This window comes from Xanthobacter autotrophicus, from assembly GCF_030015065.1.
In the GTDB taxonomy this organism is placed as follows: domain Bacteria; phylum Pseudomonadota; class Alphaproteobacteria; order Rhizobiales; family Xanthobacteraceae; genus Xanthobacter; species Xanthobacter autotrophicus_D.
This window is the reverse complement of sequence record NZ_JAIVFN010000003.1, coordinates 67312-89314: the sequence shown is the minus strand read 5'-3', so window position 1 is coordinate 89314 and position 22003 is coordinate 67312. Positions and strand designations below refer to the sequence as shown.

The window sequence follows — 22003 nt, the reverse complement described above, 5'->3', positions numbered from 1 at the left end:
GGGCATTCGGGATGGCGGTCAGGCGCGCGGGACGCCTTCCTCGGACCTGCCGGCGGCGGAAGCTGCCGGCAGGCGCATTTCCACCCTCAGCCCGCCGGCCTCCGCGGTGCCGAGGGTGAGCGTGCCGCCGGCGCCGTCCACCACCTCCCGCACGATGGAGAGGCCGATGCCGGAGCCCTCGCCGGGGGTGCCCGGCACCCGGTAGAAGCGCTCCCACACCTTCTCGCGCTCCTGGGGTGGGATGCCCGGCCCGGAATCCTCCACCACCAGTACCGCCCAGCCGTCTTCCGCGCGCACGCTCACCGCCACGCTGCCGCCCGGGGGTGTGTAGCGCAGGGCGTTCTCCACCAGATTCACGATGGCCTCGCGGGTCATGGCGCCGTCGCCGCGGGCGAGGACGATGGCGTCCGCATCCAAAGCGAGGTCTATGCCGCGCTCGATGGCGAGGTCCACCAGCCCCTCCAGCACCAGCCGCGCGGAAGCTGACAGGTCGATCTCCTCGTCGCGCGGCCGGCGGCTGCCGGGTTCCGAGCGGGACAGGGTGAGCAACTGGCTGGCGAGGCGCGCGAGACGCCGCGTGCTCTCCTGCACGCCGGACAGGGCCTCCTCGCGCTCGGCCGCATCGGGGGTGCGACGGGCATAGGTGACCTGGGTGGCGAGCAGGGCGAGCGGCGTGCGCAACTGGTGCGCTGCATTGGCGACGAAGCGGCGCTGCGCCGCCATCTGCCCCTCCACGCGGGCCATATAGGTGTTGAGGGCGGCGACCAGCGGCCGCAGCTCGCTCTGGACCGCCGCGTCGGGGATGGGGGCGAGATCGTCGCGGCCCTTGTTCATCACCGTGTCGCGCAGGCGCAGGAGCGGGGCGAGGCCCTGGCGCAACCCCACCAGCACGAGGAGGCCCGCGGCGGCGAGCAGCACCAGTTGCTGGCTGAAGCCGCCCACCCACAATTCGCGCACCATGGCGGCATGGCCCGCCAGCGTCACCCCCACCACCACCGTGACGCGCTCGCCGTCATGGGCGCCCACCACCGGATACTGGAGCGCGGCAAGGCGCAAGTTCTGGTCGCGATAGGTGGCGGAGAAGTGCAGCGGCACGCCTTCCCGCGGGGTCGCCTTCGGCAGCGGCAGGTCGGGATAGCCGGTCAGCAGGCGGCCGGCGGCGGTGTCCACGCGGTAATAGACCCGGTCGCGATGGCCGGTGTCGAACATCTCCAGCGCCACCGGAGGGATGGTGGCATCAATCACCCCCCGGTCGAGGCGCACATCCTCGGCGATGGCGCGGGCGGAGGCGTCCAGCGTGCGGTCGGTGACGAGGTCGGCGGTGGCGCGGGCCTGCCGCCCGCTGGTCCACACGTTGAGCGCCACCAGCCCCGCCAGCGGCAAGAGCAGCCAGCACAGGAGCTGGAGGCGCAGGCTCTCAATGCGCATCGTGTTGCAGCAGGTAGCCGAGGCCGCGCAGGGTGACGATGCGCACATCGCTGCCCTCCAGCTTCTTGCGCACGCGGTGCACGTAGATCTCGATGGCGCTGGGATCGGCGAGGTCGTCGAGGCCGAAGATGCTCTGGGAAAGCTGGGCCTTGCTGACGGTCTGGCCGGATTTCATGAGCAGCATCTCCAGCACCGCATGCTCGCGCGGGGTGAGGGCGAGCGGGGCGCCAGAGAGGGCGAACAGGCGGGTATTGGTGTCGAAGGCGAGCGCCCCGCAGCTGATGACCGGGTCCGGCCGCCGCGCCGAGCGGCGCAGCTGCACGCGGATGCGGGCTTCCAGCTCGGCGATGTCGAAGGGCTTGGCGAGATAGTCGTCCGCCCCTTCGTCGAGGCCGGCGACGCGCCCGTCCAGGCTCGCATTGGCGGTGAGGATGATGACCGGCACCGCATCCCTGCGGCTGCGGATGCGGCGCAACAGCTGCATGCCGTTGATCTTCGGCAAGGTGAGGTCGAGGATCACGAGATCATAGGCGGCAATGCTCAGCGCATGGTCGGCCTCCTCCCCGTCGTGGAAGACATCGACCACGTAATTGTCCTGCCGCAGGATCTTCGCCAGCCAGCCGGCGAGCTCCAGATTGTCTTCGACCAGAAGAAGGCGCATGCGTTTCCTGTCCCGGCGGGCAGATTAATGCAGCGCCTGACCGGCGAGAAGCGATTCCGGGAGCAGGGGTTCCCCGATCTGCGGCATTGCGATGTTCACCGGGCGGCCGGCGGCGAGTGCCTGTTGTGCCGCGATGGAGGCCAGGGCCATGTGCGGCGGCAGGTGCGGCGTCACGATCGCCTTGGGATGGCGGGCAAGCGGATGGCGGGCAAGCCGCATCACCGCGCTGTCGGCGGGAGGCGGCTCGGGCATGGCCACGTCGATGCCGTCGCCCGCCGGGCGGTGCGCATCTTCTCTGACTGGTTGGTCCATGAACTGGGCCTGAAGCCTTGAATGCCGCTGCCCGGTGGAGCGCCGTGACCGACACCGGAGCATCGCGACACGGTTCGCGACAAAACGGTCGTCGATGCTCCGGGCTCGCTCCCGGGCTGCGGCGGGCTCGGGAGGAGGGGAAGACGGTCTACCTGCGCGATGCCTGCGCCGCCGTCTTCTCCGCCCGGCCGGGCAGCAGCCGCGCGAAGGAGGTCTCGTTGTCGTCGTTCCAGATGACCTTGTCCCCGGTCAAGGCGACATAGACGCAGTTCCAGCTTACTTTCTTTCCGCTGTCGCTCTCATAGGCGAAGCACAGCTTGTTGCCGGCGATCCGCCAGTAACCCTGGTAGGCTTCATGCCTGTTGCGGCCATAGATGGCGCCGTTTGGACTGAGATATTCGGCGTAGAATTCCCCCTCCTCTATGCCGACGATGGTGTTGCCGATCATCCGCGCGCGGATCTCGTCGGCGGTGAGCTCGAGATCCGAGGCGTGGGCGCATGTTGCAAGGGCGGCGACGGCCGCTGCAGCCAGAAATCTCATGACACGGTCTCCTCTGGAGAGCGCGCCGTTCGGCCTGCGTGACAAGTTGAACGGAAAACGCGTTCTCTTGCTTAGAGTTGAGAGATGGATCTCCGGTCAGATCGACCCAACCTGATCGGATCCTCCGGAGCGCGATCCGGGCAAATTGAAGCAATTGCCCGGTGAATCGCCCTCCAGCTTTCGGATCACGTTCCAGAGCACGCGCCGATCTGCCTGCATCGCAAGCTGATCGGGTAACGCGTTTCCTATCATGAACTTAGAAGGCGATTCACCGATCAGATTGCTCCAACCTGATCGGATCGCGCTCTAGTTCAGCGGGAGCATCCCTTCGACCATCGGATAGACGGTGGCGATCAGCTCCATTCCCAGCACGATCAGGATCCAGACCTCGACCCGATTGCTCTTGGACCATTGCGAGGCCTCGATGATCCGGGTGTTCAGCACCTCGTGATAGTCGAAGGCGAAGTCGAGCGGTTCCGCGAGGGCCTCGAGGCGGTCGTGGAGGTCCGCCTGCAGGGTAAGCTCGGCGAACAGCCGCTTGGAGCCCGGAGTAAGGGCTGGATCGAGTTGCTCGAGGGCGCCGTCATTGTGCAGCGCGCGGGTGTTCAGCCGGGTCACGTGCTCCGTCATCTTGCCGACGGCCTCGCCGTTGCGCCGGAGGTCGCCGGGCCAGACGGTGTGGGTCAGCTTGGCGTTGCGGGTGATCGAGCCCCAGATCTCGGGCATGGCCTGCTCGATCTCGCTGGTGTCGCGTTCGAGCACGGTGAAGCGGATGACGGCATCGAGCGCGTCCGGGAACTGCTCCGGCGTCGCGTAGATGATGACGCGGGCGTTGGTCCACAGCACCCGCGCCGTCCGCAGCCCCGCGCGCACCACGCGCCGGCCATCCTTCGGGCCCTCGACCGGAATGCTCTCCAGCCAGGCGGCGTCGGCGCCCTCGAAGGCCAGAGGCGGCATCCAAAGCAGGGAAAGGGAGCGTCCCCCAGCATCGTCGAAGCGGGACGACGGGGCGGTCGCGTCCACCGGTTCGGTGAGTACGTAGACCTTGCGGGGCTCGTGGACCACGAGCACCTCTCCGTCTTCGGGCACCGCGTCCCGCGGCGGCGGCGCGTCGAGGAAGCGCAGCCGCCAGGCACGGGTTTCGATTTCGACCGTGGGGTTGGGAAGTGTCCTTTGCATAATTCTGCCCCTTTCTCGTTCGGGCTTCAGGGCATCAGCGCCGCCCGGGCGGCGGCCGGGCGGACGGGAACGCGATCGTCGTCATAGAGGTGCTCGGCGATGATCCGCGCCACCTCCGCCGCGGTGGCGATGTCCCGGGCCGCGGTCTCCTGGCTGGCTTCGTAGATGCTGTAGCGCAAGCATTCCGCGTCCTCGTACCATTCGCTGGGCGCGACACCCGCCCCCACCGAAAGCCGCCATGCCTTGTCGAGCCGCGCAGGGTCGGAGAAGGCGAAGCGGAAGCCGAGGGACTGAAGCAGGTCCGACCAGCCCCACCGCGACGTGAGCGTCTTGATGCCGGCGAGAAGCTGGTAGCGTTCGATGACCTCGATCTGCAGGTCGCTGGTGACCGAGCCGAGGATGAAGCCGCGGGCGGCCACGCGCCGGATCTCGGTGACGACCTCGGTCAACTGGTCGCGATCGAGACGGCACAGGCCGGTGTCGATGACCACGTCGAAGGCGCCGTCGTCGAACGGCAGGCGTTGGGGGCAGATGCGCAGATTGTGTGCGCGCAGGCGGTGGGGCGTGCCTTCCCACGCTGCGCGGCAGGGCTCGATGCCGACGGCATCGAAGCCCAGCGCCCTGAGATCGGAGAGCAGCCGGCCGGAGCCCGAGCCGAACTGCAGGATCCGCGCGCCGGGCTGCACGCCCCACGCGGTTTCCATGATCTCCGCCAGATAGCTGCCGTTGAGCGCTCCGGTCCGGCTCGGGTCCGAGGGCTCCGGCGCATTTTCGAGATGCACGACGGGGCGGGCGAACTGAGCGCGCCGGCGTGCCATGACTTCGCTGACGACGATGTCCGTGGCGGCGTCGGCCGAATCGAGGACGCCGTTGAGCGTCGCGTCGAACATGTAGTCGCCCACCAGCAGGAAGCCGGGATACTGCTTGGCCGCAGGGCGGTGGTTCACGTATGCGCTGCGCACCGGATAGCCGCCGGGAATGGCGTTCACGGTCGCCATCCAGCGATGGATCCTGCGGTCCACCAGCAATTTGCGCGCATCGCCGAAGGCCCGCGGCAGGGCGTCGAGGCAGAGTCGCTCGATGTCCTCGTCCGCCATGTTGGCAAGGCCCAGGGCGGCATTGCCGGCGATGAGGAAGCCGAGGGCACCCCACGGGCCGATGGGGGTGCGCGCGCCTTCGTCATAGGCGCAGCAGCCGTCGAAGGCGTCGAGCATCCACCAGGCCCCGGAGATATGCTCGCGCCAGAACGGGCGCTCGAACAGCAGGGTGGCGCGCAGATAGTGTCCGGGCCGGTCGAAATAGTCGATGTGGCGGTCGACCGCCGCCTTGAGGTGCGCCGAGCGCCAGTCGATGATGGACAGGGCGGTAATGGGCAGGCAGACGATGACGTAGTCGGCGATCTCGTGCTCGATGGCGCCGTGGGTGCAGATGTCCAGCTGGAAGCGCCCGTCGAACAGGGGCTTCACCGCCTTCACTGTCGCGCCCAGATGGATTTCCGCGTCGATCAGATCACGCAACCCCTCGATGATCTGCTCGTTGCCTCCGATCACGGAGAAGACATCCATGTATCCGGGCACGTCCATGAGGACGTTTTTGAGGAATGTGAGCCCGTTGGTCAGATGTGGCGGGGCGGCGACGTCGCTGTGCGCCATGATGCGCACGTAACGGCGGGCGACATCGTTGGTGATCTCGGAGTAGAGCGTGTCCTCGCCCGAATGGCGGGCCCAGGCGTGGTGGTTGTCCACGTTGCGGGTGCTAGCGTAGAAGTCCTCCTGACTGAGGAGTTCCGCGCATCTCTGCTTGAAACGGACCACCTGGTCGCGAGCTTCCGCCCCGAACAGCTCTCCGAGATGTTCCACATCGTGAACGATCTGTCCGTCGAGGATGCAGGAGCCGCCGGCGATGTGCCGGATCTCAAGGCCGAGATCGGTCTGGATCAACTGGCGGAGGGGGTCCGGGCCGAGGGCGGAGTAGTCGTAGATCTCCGCGACGCCGACCTCGTAGGGCCCGACGCCGGCGAACTGTCCCGTGACGATCTTGCCGCCAAGGCGCTCGCTTGCCTCGAAAATCTTGATTCTGCAGGCCTCGCCGAGCTTGTCGGTGAGGTGGCGTGCCGTGAAAAGGCCACCTGGTCCACCTCCCACGATTGCGATGGTGCAAGGTTCGGCGGTCTCTCGACAATATTGGGCGGGAGATGGTGCATACCGCATTTCGGCCTCCTTCATGCAGCCGATAGTTCAGGCCCGAAGGTAAAATCGGAGACACGGTATCCTGAGAGCAGTATTGATCGTGATGAGGGCGCAAGTGTCCGGTCGCTCCTGATGGTACAGGAACGCCATGTGCCCGCAGACGCATGCTTTCAGGGTCGCGCCGTGCCGCCAATGGCCTCGGGATGGGCCTCGGCAGACCTGTCGTGACGGATGATTTTCATCTCGACCGAGCTTTGGTCAGCATACTCGTCCTGGTTGTTGCTCTTTTTTGCTAGAAGCGAGGTGACCATAGCATGCGCAAACTGAGCTAGAAACTATCGTGGATTGCGGTGCAATTCGCCATAATTTGAACATATTCGCAAATTGCTCGCGGTTGCGAGAACCGAGGGTCATCGCAGTCTTGCTCAGGCTGTGATGTATTTTACTACCGCATATGCCGTAACGTAAGATATCGCAACGCACTATAAACTCAGGCTTTTTTTGGGTTGTGCTCACGGAGACGTGAATTTGCCGGGGTGTTCCGGTGCCGCGTTCCATGGATCCGCGCGGCACCCCGCTCCCGTCTGGATGGGCGCCGGGCGCTTCTGGCTTCGATGTCGGTGTTCCGGGGGCGTTGCTTGTCCTGCTCGACGACGCGCTGGCGCAGGATGCAATGGCCTTGCAGGGGGCGATGGCGGGTCGGAACTGGCGGGTCGGAACTGGCGGGCCGGATCGCGATCCGGCCCGAAGATCTGCCGGATTCAGCGCGGCGCGGCGGCGGGCGCGGTGCGGGGCTTCAGGGCACGCTTGGGGGCGGCGATGAGGCCTTCCCGCTGGGCCTTCTTGCGCGCGGCCTTGCGGGTGCGACGCACCGCCTCGGCGGCTTCGCGGACGCGGCGCTCGGACGGCTTCTCATAGGCCTTGCGCTGCTTCATCTCGCGGAAGATGCCTTCCCGCTGCATGCGCTTCTTCAGGACTTTCAGGGCCTGCTCGATATTGTTGTCTCTGACGAGTACCTGCAAAATGGTTCCAATCTGAGGGTTGCCGCGAATCCCCGGCCGCAGCGCGACCGCTTGCTCGAGGGCTCCCGGCACGAAGCCGGGCATGGCGTGTCTTACCACATGCGTGGTGATTTGCAGCATCCGCGCCGGCTCAGGCCGCCCTGCCGAGGGGCGCGGGCCGCAATTGGGCCCGGTGCCGTGCTGACATGGCGCCGTAAGGACCCGCCAGGTCCGCCCTATGGGCCGCCACGTCGAGCCGCGGCGGCGCCCGCCGGCTTGCTCCGCGGGCAGGGCGTTTCCCGCCGCTTCAGCCGGGCGCGGGCGCGGCCACAAGCGCCGGCCGGCAGCTTTCCAGCGCCGCGGCGAGGGCCTGCGCCATGCGCGCCGCCCATTCCGCCTGTCCTGCAGGCCCGGCGATCAGGTCCTGCCGGATTTCGATGCCCGTATGGAGTAGCCCGCGCCGCTCGCCGTGGACGGGAATGGTGAAGTCCGTCGTGTCATCCACACTGTATGGCTCGTTGTCGCCAACGGTGAGGCTGGCATCCTGCCGGAGCGCCGCGAGCACAGCGCCCGCCAGCCGGGGATCGCGATTGTAGAGCACGCCCACCTGCCATGGCCGCGCCACGCCGAGATAGGCGGGCGTGAAGCTGTGCATGGCAATGAGCAATGTGGGCCGGCCGGCGCACGCCCTTTGGTCGAGCTCGGCGGCGATCCGCGCGTGGTAGGGCTGGAAGATCTCCCGCTCGCGCGCGGCCCTGGCTGCGTCGTCGAGGGCGAGGTTTCCGGCGATGGTCGTCGCCTCGCTCACCTCCGGGATGGAGGAGGGAACGCCCGGCGGGCGATTGCAGTCGATGATGAGCCGCGAGTAATTCTGCTGTATGAGGGTTGCATCGAGTCGTTCCGCCAGCGTGCGGCACACGCCCGCAATGCCGATGTCCCAGGCGATGTGACGCGCCCGATCCGCCTCGGAAAGGCCGAGCCGGCCCATTGATCGCGGAAAGGCATTGCCCGCATGATCCGCGACCAGGAGGAACGCGGAGGCCCCTTCAGCATTGAGCACGGTGACGGGCGGCATCTCGTCGTCCGCCAGCAGGGGAGCCGTCCGGTTCAATTCAATCCTCGCACCCGGGCGGCGACGAAGGCCGCCCATGCCATGTTCCGGAGCGCGCGCCCATCGGATGGACCGGTTGGCGCGTTCTCCCTGCCAGAGTTGAGAGCCGGATCGAACGGTCGGGTCATTCAGACGGATCGGATCCGGTTCCAGGTTGCAGCGAGCCATAGCAGACATCCGCGCGCTTCGCTCGCGCCGAAACGAAGAGGTTCCAGATGAAGATCCGCGCGGGCTACGAGATTTCCTACGCGTGCCCCAAGCCGACTCCCATGATCCTGACGCTGAGCGTCCATCCCTCGCGGGTGGGGGACCTCGAGAGCGTGGACCGGGTGCTGTTCGATCCGCCGATCCAGGCCAATACCTATCACGACAGCTTCGGCAATTTCTGCCACGTCATCGAGGCGCCGGCCGGTCCCCTCAAGGTGCACACGGATTTCGTGATCCGCGACAGCGGCAAGCCCGACGAGGTGGCGCGGGATGCAATCCAGCATCCGCTCGGCGACCTTCCGGTGGATGTGCTCCTCTTCCTGCTCGGCAGCCGCTATTGCGAGACCGATCGCCTCGGTACCATCGCCTGGTCGCTGTTCGGCCACGTGCCCAAGGGCTGGCCCCTGGTCCAGGCCATCTGCGACTTCGTCCATGGCCACATCACCTTCAACTATGCCCGGGCGAGCCCGCTGAAGACCGCCTTCGACGTCTACATCCACAAGACCGGCGTGTGCCGGGACTTCGCCCATCTCGCCATCACCCTGTGCCGCTGCATGAACATTCCGGCCCGCTACTGCACCGGCTACCTCGGCGATTTCGGCGTGCCGATCGACCCCAGCCCGATGGATTTCAGCGCCTGGTTCGAGGTCTATCTCGGCGACCGCTGGTACACGTTCGACGCCCGGCACAACACGCCGCGCATCGGCCGCATCCTGATGGCGCGCGGGCGCGATGCCACCGACGTCGCCATCGTGACATCGTTCGGGCCATCCACGCTGACCGGCTTCAAGGTGGTGAGCGACGAGGTGAAATGAGCCATGCGCCTGCCTCGCCTGAACAGGCGCGCGGGCCAGGACGACCATCCGCCAGCGGGCGTGCTTGGATCCCGGCCTGCGCAGAACCGCGACCCAGCTTGATCTTTCGGTGCCGCATGGGAAAGTGTCTTCGCGGGGTTTCGGACCGTTCCATGGGAGCGATGGCGCTGGAGGGCCGGGTCGCGCCGCCGGGTGATGGCGTGAGCGGAGGGGGATATGGCTGATCCGAACGCGGCTGCGGCGGTCTTGGGTTCGAGCGCGAGCCGTCTGGTGCGCCCGTTCTCCCGGCGGGGGCTGTTGTCTCTTGCCGCCCTTGCCCTGGCCTGTGGCCGGGGGGCGGCGGCGGACCGCGCCGGCATCGTGGAAGCGTTGGCCGGGGAGGGCGGTGCCGAGCGCGGCGGTGCCATGCTGCCCCTTGCGACTGGCGATGCCGTATTCGTGGGCGATATGGTGGTGACGGGCGAGACGGCCCGCCTTGCCATGCGGCTCGGCGCCGCCACCCAGGTGCGGCTCGGCGGGCGCACGCGATTACGCATCGACCGTTTCCTGGTTGATCGCGGGGGCGTTTTTACCCTCGGCAACGGCGCCATGCTCTATGACCGGCCAGATGGTGCGCCCGGGCGCGACGTGGAGGTGGAGACGCCCTATGGCCGGCTCGCCGTGCGCGGCACACGCTTCTTTGCCGGGCCGAGCCAGGAGCGTTTCGGCGTCTTCGTCATGCGCGGGCGGGTACGGGTGTCGGCGGGCGACGCGATGGTGGATCTCGGTCCGGGGCAGGGGACCGACATGGCCGCGATCGGCGGCGCGCCCTCGCCGGTGCGGGCCTGGAGCGAGGCGCGCATCCGCGCTGCGCTGGCGCTGGTGGAATAGGCCCGGGTCGGTCGGGCAGGAGCGGAAGCCTCAAGCCGGCGCGGGCCCCGGATAGTCACTCCCGGAGCACAGGCGCCGATGGTGCCGTGCATGCGCTCGTCTGTGGATTGGAGACGGATTCGACCGGTCGGATCGGTTCAATTCGGCCAGACGGGCTCCGATCCGGGGATCGGGTCCTCCACCGGCGCATAGACCTGAACCGTGCCGCTCACGCCCCGCACGGCGATGGCGGCCACCGGGCGCACCGCGCCCGCGGGCAGTCGTGCGGCGGTACCAGGACCAACGCAGATGGACGTACCAAGATCCTTGTTGGCGACCTCCAGGCGGGCGGCGGTGTTGATGGCCATGCCGTGGGCCGTGTAGTCGAGCTTGCGGCGGCCGCCCACGTCGCCGACGATGGCACGTCCGGTTTCCATGCCGATCCGCGTGCGCCCGAAGCCCAGCGCGGCGAACTCCGGCTCTGTGCGAAGCCGCTCGGAGGCGGCGCGGATGGCACGGGCGCAGGCCAGGGCCTTGCCGGCGTGATCGTCGAGGTCGAGGGGCATGTTGAAGAAGGCGTGCACCGCATCGCCCACGATCTTGTCGCACATGCCCCCGTGGGCGAACACGATCTCCGTCAAGGTGTCGAAATAGCGGTCCAGCGCCTTCACAAGCGCGTCCGGCGCGGCGCGCTCGGTCATGGCGGTGAAGCCTTCCACGTCAGTGAACAGAGCGGTGATCTCACGAACTTCGCCGCCCAGCTTGAGGGCGGCCGGTGTGGCGGCGATGCGCGCCACCACTGCCGGCGCGAGATGCTGTTCGAACCGGCGGCGCAGGTGGCGCTCACGCCGCTCGGTCTCGGCGAAGCCGGCGACGAGGCCGACGCCGAGAGCCACCGCGCCCACCAGGGGCGGGCCGGCTGGGTCCAGCATCAGGTTCGCGCCATGGTTCAGGAGCGCCGCGCCGCTGCCCCATGCAAGGAAAAGCAGGCCTCCCAGGGCCGACGCGATCAGCGGCGCGGCCAGCAGCACCGCCGCCAGCGCCAGGACGCCGAGCGCCAGGGCGCCCGCATTCTCGACCGGCCCAAGGATGGCAGGTCGGTTGGGGATGGCGCCGGAGAACAGCGTCGTCACTGCATCGGCCTGGATCTGCACGGTCGGTGCGGCGTCGGCAGCGGCGGTCCGGCGCAGGGCGCCGACCTCCACGGCGCTCGATCCCAAAAGGGCGATCCGTCCGTCGAGCGCCCCCGGGGCGGGCATGCCGTCGAGGAGGCGATAGGCCGGAACGGTGCGTCCGAGCCATGTTTCGGGCGCAGAGGCCCGCAGGCGCAGCCGGCCATCGGTGCCAAGGGGAGCGGAACGCATGCCTGCAAGCAGCTCCCCGTCCGCGACGACCAGGGCGGAGGCGCCATCGTGCAGCCGCACCGCTTCGATCGCGAGACCGGGCAGAACCACATCACCAGCGATGGCAATCAGCGGCACGCGGCGCACCACGCCATCCCTATCGCTTGCAATGGCCACAAGCCCGAGACCTTGCGCGACGTCGCGCAAGGTCTCAGGCGGGCCGGCCGCTCCGGCGGCGTGCCACGGGTCCCTGAGACGGCCCGGCCCCTCCACCAAGAGTGGTGTCACCGGCACGAAATCCGGCGTCGCGACGTTTTCCAGCACCGCGCCGAGGGCGGCGGGCCGGAGCGCCAGCGCGGCAGCGAGCGCGGCGTCGCCATCGGGCAGGGTGGGGGCGAGGGCGGCGATGTCGGTCCGCCCGGCCTCCTCGGCCAGCGCCCTGGCGACGGCGGCCGGCGACAGGCGGTCTGGTCCGGCGAAGAGCATGTCGATGACGATTATTGATGGCCTGGCGGCGGCGATCTTCTCCACGAGTCGTGCCATCTGCGAACGGCTCCAGGGCCAGGCGCCATGGCGGGCGAGGGTCGCGCTGTCGATGTCGATGATGGTGAGCGGCGCCGCGGCGAGCGGGGGTGCCGCCCGCAGGATCGCATCGAGGGCCGTCTCCCGCAGCCGCTCCCGCAGACCCCAGGCGTCGAGGCCAAAGGCGGTGAAGACGCAGAGCAGCGCCACGGCCCCCGACCGCACGGCGAAGGAGCGGATGGGTGCGTTGAGGTTCACCGGTTACCCCGTCAGCATGTCGATGCGCGCGGTGGCCATCCGCACCCGACCGGCCAGCAGGATGGCGAGGTTGCGCATGATGCGGTCGGCGGCGCGGGCGTGGGTCTCCTGGAAGGCGCGGAACTGCTCGGCGGAAATCTCCAGGCAGATGGCTTCCGTGTCGGCCCACACGTCCGCGCTGCGCGGCTGGTCGATCAGCGCCAGCTCGCCGAAAGCCATGCCCGGGATCATGGTGGACAGGCGCACGTCGTTCAGGGAGCGGGCGCTGACCATGCCCCGCACCAGGAAATAGACCTTGGCCGGCGGCTCGCTGGCGTCGATGATCCGCGTGCCGGCGTCGAACACCACCCTTGTGCCGAGGCGGGAGAAATCCGCGAGTTCCTGCGGCGAGAGCCCGGCCAGCAGGGCCTGCCCCGACAGGTCGGCCTCGATGCCGATCTGCGAGAACCCGCCGTGGCGGTAGACGATCTGGTCCTCGGCCCAGTCCACGGCGGCGTCATAGGTGGGAAAGATGCGCACGCGCACCCCTTCCTCCTTCATGGCCTTGACCTGCGGCGCCACCGGCGAATTGCCCTCCACCCCGGCGATGACGGTGGTGGTGGTGGCCGGAAGCTGGTTGCGGATCAGGCCGGTGAACAGGCGCAGCCCCGCATCGGTGATGGTGGACACCCGGTGCAGGTTGAGGATCAGGAAGGCCGGCACGCCGGCGGGATCGGTGAGCCGGCGGGTGACATAGTCCATGGTGGCGAAGGAGAGCTTGCCGGCCAGCTCCAGCACGCGGATGGAACCGGAGCGCGATTCGAGGATGCTCTGCTCGTGGGGCTGGCGCCCCGGCTTGGAGGGCACGGTGCGGAAGTCGTAGTCCGCGGCGATGCAGGTGCGCACGTCGTCGCGCCGCGAGAGCATGTGCAGGTCGAAGGCGTCGGAAAGGGCGGAGCAGGTGCGCAGGCCGCGCACGCTGTTGCCGTGGGCGTCGAGCCGCGGCGAGAACACGCCGAGGCCGAGCTGGGACGGCAAAGCGGCGAGGATGCCGCCGCCGACCCCGCTCTTGGCCGGCACGCCCACGCGATAGATCCATTCCCCGGCGAAGTCGTACATGCCGGAGGAGATCATCAACGCCAGCGTGCGCGCCACGGCGTAGGTGGAGGCGACCGTCTCGCCCGTGACCGGATTGACCCCGTGATTGGCGAAGCTCGCCCCCATCACCGCGAGGTCGCGGGCGGTGACCAGCAGCGAGCACTGGCGGAAATAGGTGTCGAGGATATGGTCCACGTCGCCGCGCACGCCGCCATAGGTGCGCAGCAGATAGGCGATGGCGCGGTTACGGTCGCCGGTCTGGCGCTCCGACTGGAACACCGCCTCGTCCACCTCCAGCTCGCGCCCGGCGAAGCGGCTGAGGGCGGTGCGGATCAGCTCGAAGGCCTCGTCGCCGGCGGCCTCGGCCAAGAGCCCGCTGCAGCAGATGGCGCCGGCATTCACCATGGCGTTGAAGGGGCGGTTGTCGGCCTTCAGGCGGATGGAGTTGAAGGCCTCCCCGCTCGGCTCCACGCCGATGGCCGCCTCCACCTTCTCGGATCCCAGCGTGTCGAGGGCGAGGGCGTAGACGATGGCCTTGGACACGGACTGGATGGTGAACGGGACCGTGGTGTCGCCCGCCTCGTAGACGTGGCCGTCGGTGGTGGCCACCGCGATGCCGAAATGGTCCGGGTCGGCCTTGCCCAGCTCCGGGATGTAGGAGGCGACCTCGCCCTCGTCGAGGGGCATGAAGCGGGCGTGGATGCCCCTGATGGCGCGCAGCAGCGGTGTCTCGAGGGGTGTCGTGGTAACAGGCGGGCGATTCGGCACGGCGCGGCTCCGGGAGGCTCCCCCCTAGAGCCGGAGCCGCACTCCCTGAATCGCCTCGGTGATTCAGGGAGTGCGGCGAATCCGTCTCTATTCGAGGAAATAGAGGGCGATTCACCGATCGGAGGGAACCGCCGCGGCGGCTTCCTCCGATCGGATCGTGCTCCAGTGAAAGCGCGTGCGGTGCAGTTGGCAATGGTGCAGTGCCGCGGGCCGGCGTTCCGTTCCGCCCCTCGTCCCGGCCGCCGGGGGGCATCCGCGCGGGCGGGGCGCCCCGGTGACGAGCCAACGGGACTGTCCGGCTGCCCCTTCGCCTTCAGGCCTTCGGTTTCGAGCAGCACCTCCAGCGAGATGTCGATGGCGCCTTGTGCCTGGTCGGCGGCGTCGAGGAGATAGGGCAGGGGCGCGGGATCGCCCTCCGGCCGCGCCGGCCGGGAGATGCGGAACGGGGCCAGGGCTTCCGGGGTGACCACCCAGGGCGACAGGGTGGAAATGAAGTCCTTGGCCAGGAACGGGCCCAAAGGCTGATACTCCCACGCCTGCACGTCGCGGGCGGACCAGTCGTTGAGCTGGCGGAAGCCGGCAATGCGACTGCCGGCCGCGGCGATGGGAATGGGTTCGCCCAGCCCGTTGCCGGCGCCGATGAAGACCCCCAGCTCAAGCTCCTAGTGGTTCGACCTGCGCGCGACAGATGGAACCCATCTGTCGCGCGCAGGTCGAACCACAACTCTTTGATCTGGGGGGTCAACTTTTCGAAACGGATGGGTACCATCCGTTTCGGTTGATCCACTAGGGCTGCGTCCAGTCGCGCATGGTCCGCTCCACCTCGCGGGCGGCCTCCCGCAGGGCGGGGAGGAAGACCTTGCGCATGTGGTCGAGGGAGACGCGCGCGGCGGTGGTGCCGATGTTGAGGGCGGCCACGGTGCGCCCGGCGCGGTCATGGATCGGCACGGCGATGGAGCGCACGCCCACCTCCATCTCGCCGTCGATGATGGCGTACTGGAGGCGCCGTGCCTCCAGCACCTTCTGGCGGACCTTCTGCGGATCGGTGATGCTGCGCGGGGAGGGGGCGGCGAAGGTTTCCTCTGCCAGCCAGCGGTCCAGCTCGGCATCGCCGAGCCCTGCGAGCAGCACCCGTCCGAGGGATGAGCAGAAGGCCGGCAGACGCGAGCCGACCTCGATCCCGGACGAGAAGATGCGCCGGGTCTCCACCCGCGCCACATAAACCACGTCATGTCCGTCCAGGACCGCCATGGAGGAGGATTCGCCGATGTGCTCGGTCAGGCGACGGATGACGCTGCGGCCGGCTTCAGAGACGCCGAACGCGGTCAGGTAGGCACTGGAGAATTGCAGCACCTTCGGCGTCAGCCAGAACAGCTTGCCGTCGCTGTCCACGTAGTTGAGCGCCTGCAGCGTCAGGAGGAAGCGGCGCGCCGTCCCGCGGCTGAGATCGGTGAGCTCGGCGACCTGCGTGAGCGTCATCCGGCACGGCGCGCGCCCGAAGGCCGCGAGAACGTTCAGGCCGCGCTCCAGCGCGGTGACGAATTCCGGGCCACGCTTGTCGTCTTCCGAGACCTTCTTGATCACGAGCAGCTCTTTTCAAAATCCGCGGGCTGGCCCACGTTGGATGCGGGCGCCGCCCCGCCGCTCGGCGGAGATTCTGCGCCGGCGTTTTCCGCGGGTCGAATTCCCAATCCCCAACCCGGTGCAATCTAGATCAGCATACGGACGTCTGTCCAATTGACGGACACCGGCGGCCATTCAATCCGCAGTCATGGTGCCCGCCCGTGGGGCGCCGCCCCGCGATCGCGAGGCATCGGCCCGTTCCGGCTATCGCGCTGCGAGACGACCGGCTTGACACGGTCGCGGCATGTCGCTCTACTATTCGGACAAATGTCCGGTACACGGACAAATCGAAGATCGGGACAGCGGCGCCGCGATGCCGTCGGCCGACGAAGGTGGGTGGGAGGTCATGATCGACAAATTCGTTCCCTCGGTCGCGGAGGCGCTGGCGGGGGTAAAGGACGGGGCGACCATCCTGGTGGGTGGCTTCGGCGCCGTGGGGCAGCCGGACCTGCTCATCGAGGGGCTCATCGCGCAGGGGGCGTCCGCCCTCACGGTGGTCGCCAACAATGCGGGCTACGGCCAGGTGGGCCTGGCGCGGCTGCTGGCGGCCGGACGGGTGCGGCGGCTCGTGTGCAGCTATCCGCGCATTCCCGGCTCGGTCATCTTCGAGGAGCTGTACAAATCCGGCAGGCTGGAGCTGGAGCTGGTGCCGCAGGGCACCCTCGCGGAGCGGCTGCGGGCCGCCGGCGCCGGCATCCCCGCCTTCTTCACCCCCACGGGGGCGGGCACCCGCCTCGTCGATGGCAAGGAGACGCGCCGCCTCGGCGCGCGCGACTGTGTTCTGGAGCACGCGCTGCACGGCGACGTGGCGCTCATCCAGGCGTGGACGGCGGACCGCTGGGGCAACCTCACCTATCGCGGCTCAGGCCGGAACTTCAATCCGGTCATGGCGCCGGCCGCCGCGCTCACCATCGCGCAGGTGGAGCACACCGCACAGCTGGGCGAGCTCGACCCGGAAGTGATCGTGACGCCCGGCATCTATGTGGACCGCATCGTGCATCATCCGGCGGAGGCCGCCCATGCGTGACGACATCCTGTCCGCCGAGGCGGGCCCCTGCCGCCCCCGCTCGCGCGAGGAGATGGCGCGCCGCGCCGCCGCCGATATCGCCGACGGCTGGTACGTGAATCTCGGCATCGGCATTCCGACCCTCATCGCCAACCACGTCCCGGCGGACCGGGAGGTCATCTTCCAGTCCGAGAACGGCCTGCTCGGCTTCGGGCCGGCGCCGGACGAGGGGATGATCGACCCCTATCTCATCAATGCCGGCAAGCAGCACGTGACCCTCCTGAAGGGCGCCGCCCTGCTGCACCAGGCCGACAGCTTCGCCATGATCCGCGGGCGGCACCTCGACCTGTGCGTCCTCGGCGCGTTCCAGGTGGCCGCAAACGGGGATATCGCCAACTGGGCCACCTCCAGCAACGACGCCGCTCCGGCGGTGGGCGGCGCCATGGATCTCGCGCTCGGCGCCCGCAGGGTGTGGGTGATGATGGAGCACACCACCCGGGAGGGCGAGCCGCGCCTGGTGGAAAGTTGCGCCTATCCCCTCACGGCACTCGGGGTTGTGTCCCGCATCTACACCAATCTAGCGGTGCTGGACGTGACCCCGCAGGGCTTCAGGCTGGTTGAACTCGTGGCAGGACTGACCGCTGCGGAACTTCAGGCCGTGACCGCAGCTCCAATTCTTGTGTGAACGAAGAAACGCGACCAACAGCGTCCCTCAGGGAGGAAGCCAAGATGATCACCCGTCGTTCCATGCTCGCCGGAATCCTGGCGAGCACGGCCTTGCCCGCGGCGCTGCGCGCCGAAAACGAGCCCTACGTGCTCGGCACCCTGTTCCCCATGACCGGCCTCCTGTCGGAGCTCGGCTCGATCTACGCCAACGCGACCGCGCTGGGGCTTGAGCACGTGGCCGCCGACAGGCGCCTCGCCAGGCCCATCGTGCTCAAGGCGCAGGACAGCCAGAGCACGCCGCAGGGCGGGGCGGTGGGCATGTCGAAGCTCGCCAACGTGGATCGCGCGCCCTATGTGCTGGTTGGCCTCACCGGCGTCGCCAAGGCGGCCGAGCCCATCGCCACGCGCGCCAAGGTTCTGATGGTGAACGGCGGCGGGGTGGGTCCCGACCTCGCGGGCCTCTCCCCCTATTTCTGGAACATCATCCCCCTTGCCAACCAGGAGCTGCCGACCGCGTTCGACTGGATGAAGCGCAATGCCATCAAGCGCGTGGCCCTCATCTACCTCGACGATCCGCTCGGCAACGCCCTGCGCAAGGGGCTGCAGGAGGGATTGCCCGCCATCGGCGCCTCGCTGGTGGGCGAGTTCAGCGCCGCGCCCTCGGCCCAGCAGTTCTCCGCCATGATCGCCAAGATCCGCGAGGCCCGGCCCGACCTCGTCTACGTGGCGTCCTACGGCACCCAGCAGACCCAGATCTTCAAGCAGCTGCGGGACAACGGCATGACCCAGCCGATCATGACCTATTCGGTGGGGGGAACGCCCTCGGTGGCGGCGCTGCCGGAGTCCGAGGGCATTCTCTTCACCTCGCAGGTGGCCGACTGGGATGCCGCAGACCCCCTCACACGCCGCTTCGTGGACGGCTGGCGCGCCAGGTACAAGGACAATCCCAGCACCTACGCGCAGAACTACTACAACGCCGTGCTGCTCTACACCCAGGTGCTCGAGCGGCTGGAGAAGGAGGGCAAGCCGGTCACCGGCGACACGCTGAGGGAGGCGATCGGCTCCGGCACCTTCGATCTTGTCGGCGGCAAGGCGCGCTTCTCCGCAACCGGCGCCATCGATATGCCGACCCAGCTCAACCGCGTGCAGAACGGCAAGTTCGAGAAGGCGAGCTGACCCATGCTCCTGACCCAGCTGGCGGTGGCGGGCATCCAGACCGGAATGCTCTACGCACTGACCGCCGCGGGCTTCGCGCTGATCTTCGGCGCCACCCGCGTCTTCCATGTGGCCCACGGCGCCACCTTCATCCTGGCCGGCTACGCCTTCCTCGAGGCGGTGCAGCTGGGGCTGCACTGGTCGCTGGCGAGCGGGGTCGCGCTGCTGTTGGCGGTCGCCTTCGGCCTGTTCATGGATGCGCTGGTCTACCGGCCGATCCAGAAGCACGAAGGCTCCTTCTTCACGGTGTTCGTGGCCTCCTTCGGCGCCGGCATCGCCATGCAGGCGCTGATCCAGTTCTTCTTCGGCGGCGGCTTTGCCACCATCTCGGTGCCGCTGACGCGGGCGGCCGAGGTGCTGCCGGGGCTGTACATCGCTCCGGTGTTCTGGGTGGCGCTCGCGGTGGTGGTCGTGGTGTTTGCGGCGGTCAGCCTGTTCCTGGAGCGGACCCACGCCGGCCTCGGCCTGCGGGCGCTGTCCGAGAACCCGGAGCTGCTGCGGGCCTACGGTCTCTCGGCGCGGCGCCTTTCCGCGCTCGCCTTCGTGCTCGGCTCGGCCCTCGCCGTGCCGGGCGCCATCCTCACCACGGTCACCACCGGCATCCAGCCGGCGGACAGCGCCCATGTGATGCTGGTGTCGCTGGCGGCCACGGTGGTCGGCGGCATCGGCTCCATCCGGGGCGCCGCGCTGGCGGGGCTGTTCCTCGGCCTGGTCGAGAACCTCGTGGTGAGCGTGGTGGATACCCAGTGGAGCCAGGCCGCCAGCTTCGTGGTCCTGTTCGCCTTCATCCTGTTCCGCCCCAACGGGCTCATGGGGAGGGCGGGCGCGCGATGATCGCCTATCTCGTCAATCTGGCGACGCTGATCGCCATCTTCGGCATCGCCGCCACCAGCCTGAACCTGCTGATCGGCTATGCCGGCATCTTCTCCATCGCCCATGCCATGTTTTTCGGCATCGGCGCCTATGTGGCCGCGCAGGTGGCGCTCACCGTAAGCCCCGACTTCCTGGTGGCGGCGCTCGCCGCCGCGGTGGTGGCGGGGGCCCTGTCGCTCTGTCTCGCCTTGCCGGCGCTGCGGGTACGCGGCGAGTATTTCGTCGCCGCCTCGCTCGGGCTGCAGATGATGGCGAGCACCATCTTCGCCGAGGCTCACAGCCTGACCGGCGGCGTCGGCGGCCTCGTCGGCATTCCGCCGGCGCGGATCCTCGGCTTCGACGTGGCCTCGCCCGATGCCTTCCTCGTGCTGGCGCTGGCCTGCCTCGCTGTCACGCTCGCTGTGGTGCGGACCTTGATGCGCGGCAGCTTCGGCCGTTCGCTGATGGCGCTGCGCGACAGCGAGAGCGCGGCCGAGGCCTTCGGCAAGGACGTGCGGGCCCTGAAGACGCTGGTGGTGGTCGTCGGCTGCTTCTTCGTGGGCATCGCCGGCGCGCTGTTCGCCTTCCATATGGCGTTCGTGAACGTGGAGAGCTTCACCCTGGAGCAGTCCGTCGTGCTGATGGCGATGGTCATCATCGGCGGCGCCGGCACCCTCACGGGGCCGCTGGTCGGCGTCATCGCCTTGCTCAGCCTGCCGGCGGCGCTCTCCTTCCTGCCCTTCATCCCCGCCACGGAGATCGGCACCGTGCAGCAGTTCATCTATGGAGCCCTCATGACGGCGCTGATGATCTTCCGTCCGAGCGGCATCGTGGGCCTGTCGCGGGGGGCACGATGAACACGCCCGTCCTGCTCTCCGCCCGCGGAATCTCGCGCAGCTTCGGCGGGAACGCCGCGGTCCAGGATGTGACGCTGGAGCTGCACCAGGGGGTCGTCACGGCCCTTGCCGGCCCCAACGGCGCCGGTAAGACCACCCTGTTCAACCTCATCACCGGCCATCTCGTGCCCGACCGGGGAGCGGTGGAGCTGAAGGGCGCCTCCATCCTCGGCCTCAAGCCGCACCGGGTGGCGCTGAAGGGCATCGCCCGCAGCTTCCAGGACCTGCGCCTGTTCGGCTCCATGAGCGTCTACGACAACGTGCTGTCCGCCATCGAGCCGACGCCCTGGCTGTGGCAGCCGGGCGGCAGCTCCGGCGCGGCGGCGCGGCGGCTCCAGGTGGAGCGTGCGCTCGACGCCACGGGGCTTGCCGAGCTCGCCGGCACGCGGGCCATCGACCTCTCCTATGCCGAGACGAAGTTTCTCTCCATGGCGCGCATCATTGCCACCGGCGCGCCCATCTGGCTGCTCGACGAGCCGGCCTCGGGGCTCGACCCGGCCTCCCGCGCCCGCTTCGTGAAGCTGGTGAGGGACGCGACCGCGGCTGGCGTCACCGTCTGCCTCATCGAGCACAATCTCGACATCGTCACCGAGCTCGCCGACCGCATCGCCTTCCTCGACCAGGGCCGCAAGCTCGCCGAGGGCAGGCCCGACCAGATCCTGGGCGATGCCGAGCTCATCGCCATCTATTTCGGGGAGCGCAGGGAATGAACATGGCCGTCTCCGCCCTTCGCGATACCCCCGCCGTCCCGGCGCCGGCCCTGGCCGTGCGCGGCCTGCGCGCTTCCTATGCCGGGCGGGAGGTGCTGAGCGGCGTCGATCTCGCGCTCGCCGCCGGGGAGGTGCTGTGCCTCGTCGGGCACAATGGCGCCGGCAAGTCCACGTTGCTCAAGATCCTGTTCGGGCTGCACCCCCCGGACACCGGCGAGGTGGTGCTGCGCGGGCGCGCACTGAAACCCCATCCAAGCTTCATGGCGCGCGATGGCGTGGCCTATGTGCCCGAGGGCCGGGGCGTGTTTCCCGGTCTCACGGTGAAGGAGATCTTCACCCTGGCCCTGTGGTCCGCAAGCCTCGGCGCCGGCGAGGGCCGCGCCCGCATCGACGAGGTGCTGGAGCTGCTTCCAAAGCTTAAGGATTTCTGGCTGAAGCGCGCCGGCCAGCTCTCCGGCGGGCAGCAGCAGATGGTCTCCATCGGCCGGGCGCTGCTCTCTCGCCCCGGCATCCTGCTGCTGGACGAGCCCTCCATCGGCCTCGCGCCCAAGCTGTTCCAGGACCTCATGGCGCCCATCCGCGCCATCCAGCAGCGCCGCGGCATGTCCATCCTGCTGGTGGAGCAGAACGTGGGCGAGGCCTTTGCCGTCTCCGACCGGGTGGTGGCCATGAAGTCCGGGGTGATGATCTACGAGGGCACGCCTGCGGATCTCGCCGACCGCGCCAAGCTGCTGACGCTCTTCTGAGCCGAAGCCACGACAGACGAGCCCTGGG

Annotated in this window: 20 protein-coding genes and 1 pseudogene; 9 read left to right on the top strand and 12 right to left on the bottom strand. The window is 68.6% G+C overall.

What is annotated here, in order from left to right:
- Nucleotides 1–18 precede the first annotated feature (18 nt).
- The 8 genes from K9U40_RS01770 to K9U40_RS01735 form a co-directional block, all read right to left on the bottom strand.
- Nucleotides 19–1428 (bottom strand): sensor histidine kinase, encoded by a 1410-nt coding sequence (locus K9U40_RS01770; protein ID WP_282888542.1) that lies wholly within the window; start codon nucleotides 1426–1428, stop codon nucleotides 19–21.
- Nucleotides 1418–2089 carry a response regulator gene (locus tag K9U40_RS01765; protein ID WP_282888541.1) on the bottom strand — a complete coding sequence of 224 codons (672 nt, stop codon included), beginning with the start codon at nucleotides 2087–2089 and terminating at the stop codon, nucleotides 1418–1420. Before K9U40_RS01765 ends, K9U40_RS01770 begins: the two co-directional genes overlap by 11 nt.
- A gap of 24 nt (nucleotides 2090–2113) precedes the next feature.
- Nucleotides 2114–2401 carry a hypothetical protein gene (locus K9U40_RS01760; protein WP_282888540.1) on the bottom strand — a complete coding sequence of 96 codons (288 nt, stop codon included), beginning with the start codon at nucleotides 2399–2401 and terminating at the stop codon, nucleotides 2114–2116.
- Between the two features lie 148 nt (nucleotides 2402–2549).
- A complete protein-coding gene (locus tag K9U40_RS01755; protein WP_282888539.1) occupies nucleotides 2550–2942 on the bottom strand; it encodes a hypothetical protein in 393 nt (130 codons plus the stop codon).
- 306 nt (nucleotides 2943–3248) lie between these two features.
- Nucleotides 3249–4121, bottom strand: a complete 873-nt coding sequence (locus K9U40_RS01750) for a hypothetical protein (protein WP_282888538.1) — start codon at nucleotides 4119–4121, stop codon at nucleotides 3249–3251.
- Nucleotides 4122–4147: 26 nt separating this feature from the next.
- Nucleotides 4148–6331: an FAD-dependent oxidoreductase gene (locus tag K9U40_RS01745; protein ID WP_282888537.1), complete on the bottom strand. Its 2184-nt coding sequence runs from the start codon at nucleotides 6329–6331 to the stop codon at nucleotides 4148–4150.
- 740 nt (nucleotides 6332–7071) lie between these two features.
- Nucleotides 7072–7332, bottom strand: a complete 261-nt coding sequence (gene rpsU / locus K9U40_RS01740) for a 30S ribosomal protein S21 (protein ID WP_282888566.1) — start codon at nucleotides 7330–7332, stop codon at nucleotides 7072–7074.
- 286 nt (nucleotides 7333–7618) lie between these two features.
- Nucleotides 7619–8461: an N-formylglutamate amidohydrolase gene (locus K9U40_RS01735; protein WP_414114988.1), complete on the bottom strand. Its 843-nt coding sequence runs from the start codon at nucleotides 8459–8461 to the stop codon at nucleotides 7619–7621.
- A 176-nt stretch (nucleotides 8462–8637) separates the two neighbouring features.
- Here K9U40_RS01735 and K9U40_RS01730 point away from each other — a divergent pair, with 176 nt between their 5' ends.
- Both K9U40_RS01730 and K9U40_RS01725 read left to right on the top strand, forming a co-directional pair.
- Entirely contained in the window at nucleotides 8638–9444 is an 807-nt protein-coding gene (locus K9U40_RS01730) for a transglutaminase-like domain-containing protein (RefSeq protein ID WP_282888535.1), read from the top strand.
- Nucleotides 9445–9660: 216 nt separating this feature from the next.
- Nucleotides 9661–10314 carry a FecR family protein gene (locus K9U40_RS01725; protein WP_282888534.1) on the top strand — a complete coding sequence of 218 codons (654 nt, stop codon included), beginning with the start codon at nucleotides 9661–9663 and terminating at the stop codon, nucleotides 10312–10314.
- A gap of 137 nt (nucleotides 10315–10451) precedes the next feature.
- Here K9U40_RS01725 and K9U40_RS01720 read toward each other — a convergent pair whose 3' ends face one another.
- The 4 genes and pseudogenes from K9U40_RS01720 to K9U40_RS01705 all read right to left on the bottom strand — a co-directional run bounded on the left by K9U40_RS01720 (nucleotide 10452) and on the right by K9U40_RS01705 (nucleotide 15845).
- Nucleotides 10452–12416, bottom strand: coding sequence for a CHASE2 domain-containing protein (locus K9U40_RS01720; protein ID WP_282888533.1), 1965 nt, complete (start codon nucleotides 12414–12416; stop codon nucleotides 10452–10454).
- 3 nt (nucleotides 12417–12419) lie between these two features.
- Nucleotides 12420–14261 carry a glutaminase A gene (gene glsA / locus K9U40_RS01715; RefSeq protein ID WP_282888532.1) on the bottom strand — a complete coding sequence of 614 codons (1842 nt, stop codon included), beginning with the start codon at nucleotides 14259–14261 and terminating at the stop codon, nucleotides 12420–12422.
- Nucleotides 14262–14716: 455 nt separating this feature from the next.
- A pseudogene (locus tag K9U40_RS01710) lies at nucleotides 14717–14914 on the bottom strand (fumarylacetoacetate hydrolase family protein); the annotation flags it as partial.
- Nucleotides 14915–15047: 133 nt separating this feature from the next.
- Complete coding sequence (locus K9U40_RS01705; protein ID WP_282888531.1) at nucleotides 15048–15845, bottom strand: IclR family transcriptional regulator domain-containing protein; 798 nt, start codon at nucleotides 15843–15845, stop codon at nucleotides 15048–15050.
- A gap of 385 nt (nucleotides 15846–16230) precedes the next feature.
- Here K9U40_RS01705 and K9U40_RS01700 point away from each other — a divergent pair, with 385 nt between their 5' ends.
- From K9U40_RS01700 to K9U40_RS01670, 7 genes are read left to right on the top strand one after another with little or no spacing between them, the layout of a single operon-like run.
- Nucleotides 16231–16911: a 3-oxoacid CoA-transferase subunit A gene (locus tag K9U40_RS01700; RefSeq protein ID WP_282888530.1), complete on the top strand. Its 681-nt coding sequence runs from the start codon at nucleotides 16231–16233 to the stop codon at nucleotides 16909–16911.
- Nucleotides 16904–17575: a 3-oxoacid CoA-transferase subunit B gene (locus tag K9U40_RS01695; protein ID WP_282888529.1), complete on the top strand. Its 672-nt coding sequence runs from the start codon at nucleotides 16904–16906 to the stop codon at nucleotides 17573–17575. Before K9U40_RS01700 ends, K9U40_RS01695 begins: the two co-directional genes overlap by 8 nt.
- Nucleotides 17576–17619: 44 nt before the next feature.
- A complete protein-coding gene (locus K9U40_RS01690; protein ID WP_282888528.1) occupies nucleotides 17620–18732 on the top strand; it encodes an ABC transporter substrate-binding protein in 1113 nt (370 codons plus the stop codon).
- A gap of 3 nt (nucleotides 18733–18735) precedes the next feature.
- On the top strand, nucleotides 18736–19605 hold the full coding sequence (locus tag K9U40_RS01685) for a branched-chain amino acid ABC transporter permease (protein WP_282888527.1): 870 nt from the start codon (nucleotides 18736–18738) through the stop codon (nucleotides 19603–19605).
- A complete protein-coding gene (locus tag K9U40_RS01680) occupies nucleotides 19602–20480 on the top strand; it encodes a branched-chain amino acid ABC transporter permease (protein ID WP_282888526.1) in 879 nt (292 codons plus the stop codon). Before K9U40_RS01685 ends, K9U40_RS01680 begins: the two co-directional genes overlap by 4 nt.
- Entirely contained in the window at nucleotides 20477–21229 is a 753-nt protein-coding gene (locus tag K9U40_RS01675) for an ABC transporter ATP-binding protein (RefSeq protein ID WP_282888525.1), read from the top strand. The genes K9U40_RS01680 and K9U40_RS01675 overlap by 4 nt, the downstream gene beginning before the upstream one ends.
- Nucleotides 21226–21975, top strand: coding sequence for an ABC transporter ATP-binding protein (locus tag K9U40_RS01670; RefSeq protein WP_282888524.1), 750 nt, complete (start codon nucleotides 21226–21228; stop codon nucleotides 21973–21975). The genes K9U40_RS01675 and K9U40_RS01670 overlap by 4 nt, the downstream gene beginning before the upstream one ends.
- The last annotated feature ends 28 nt before the right edge of the window (nucleotides 21976–22003 follow it).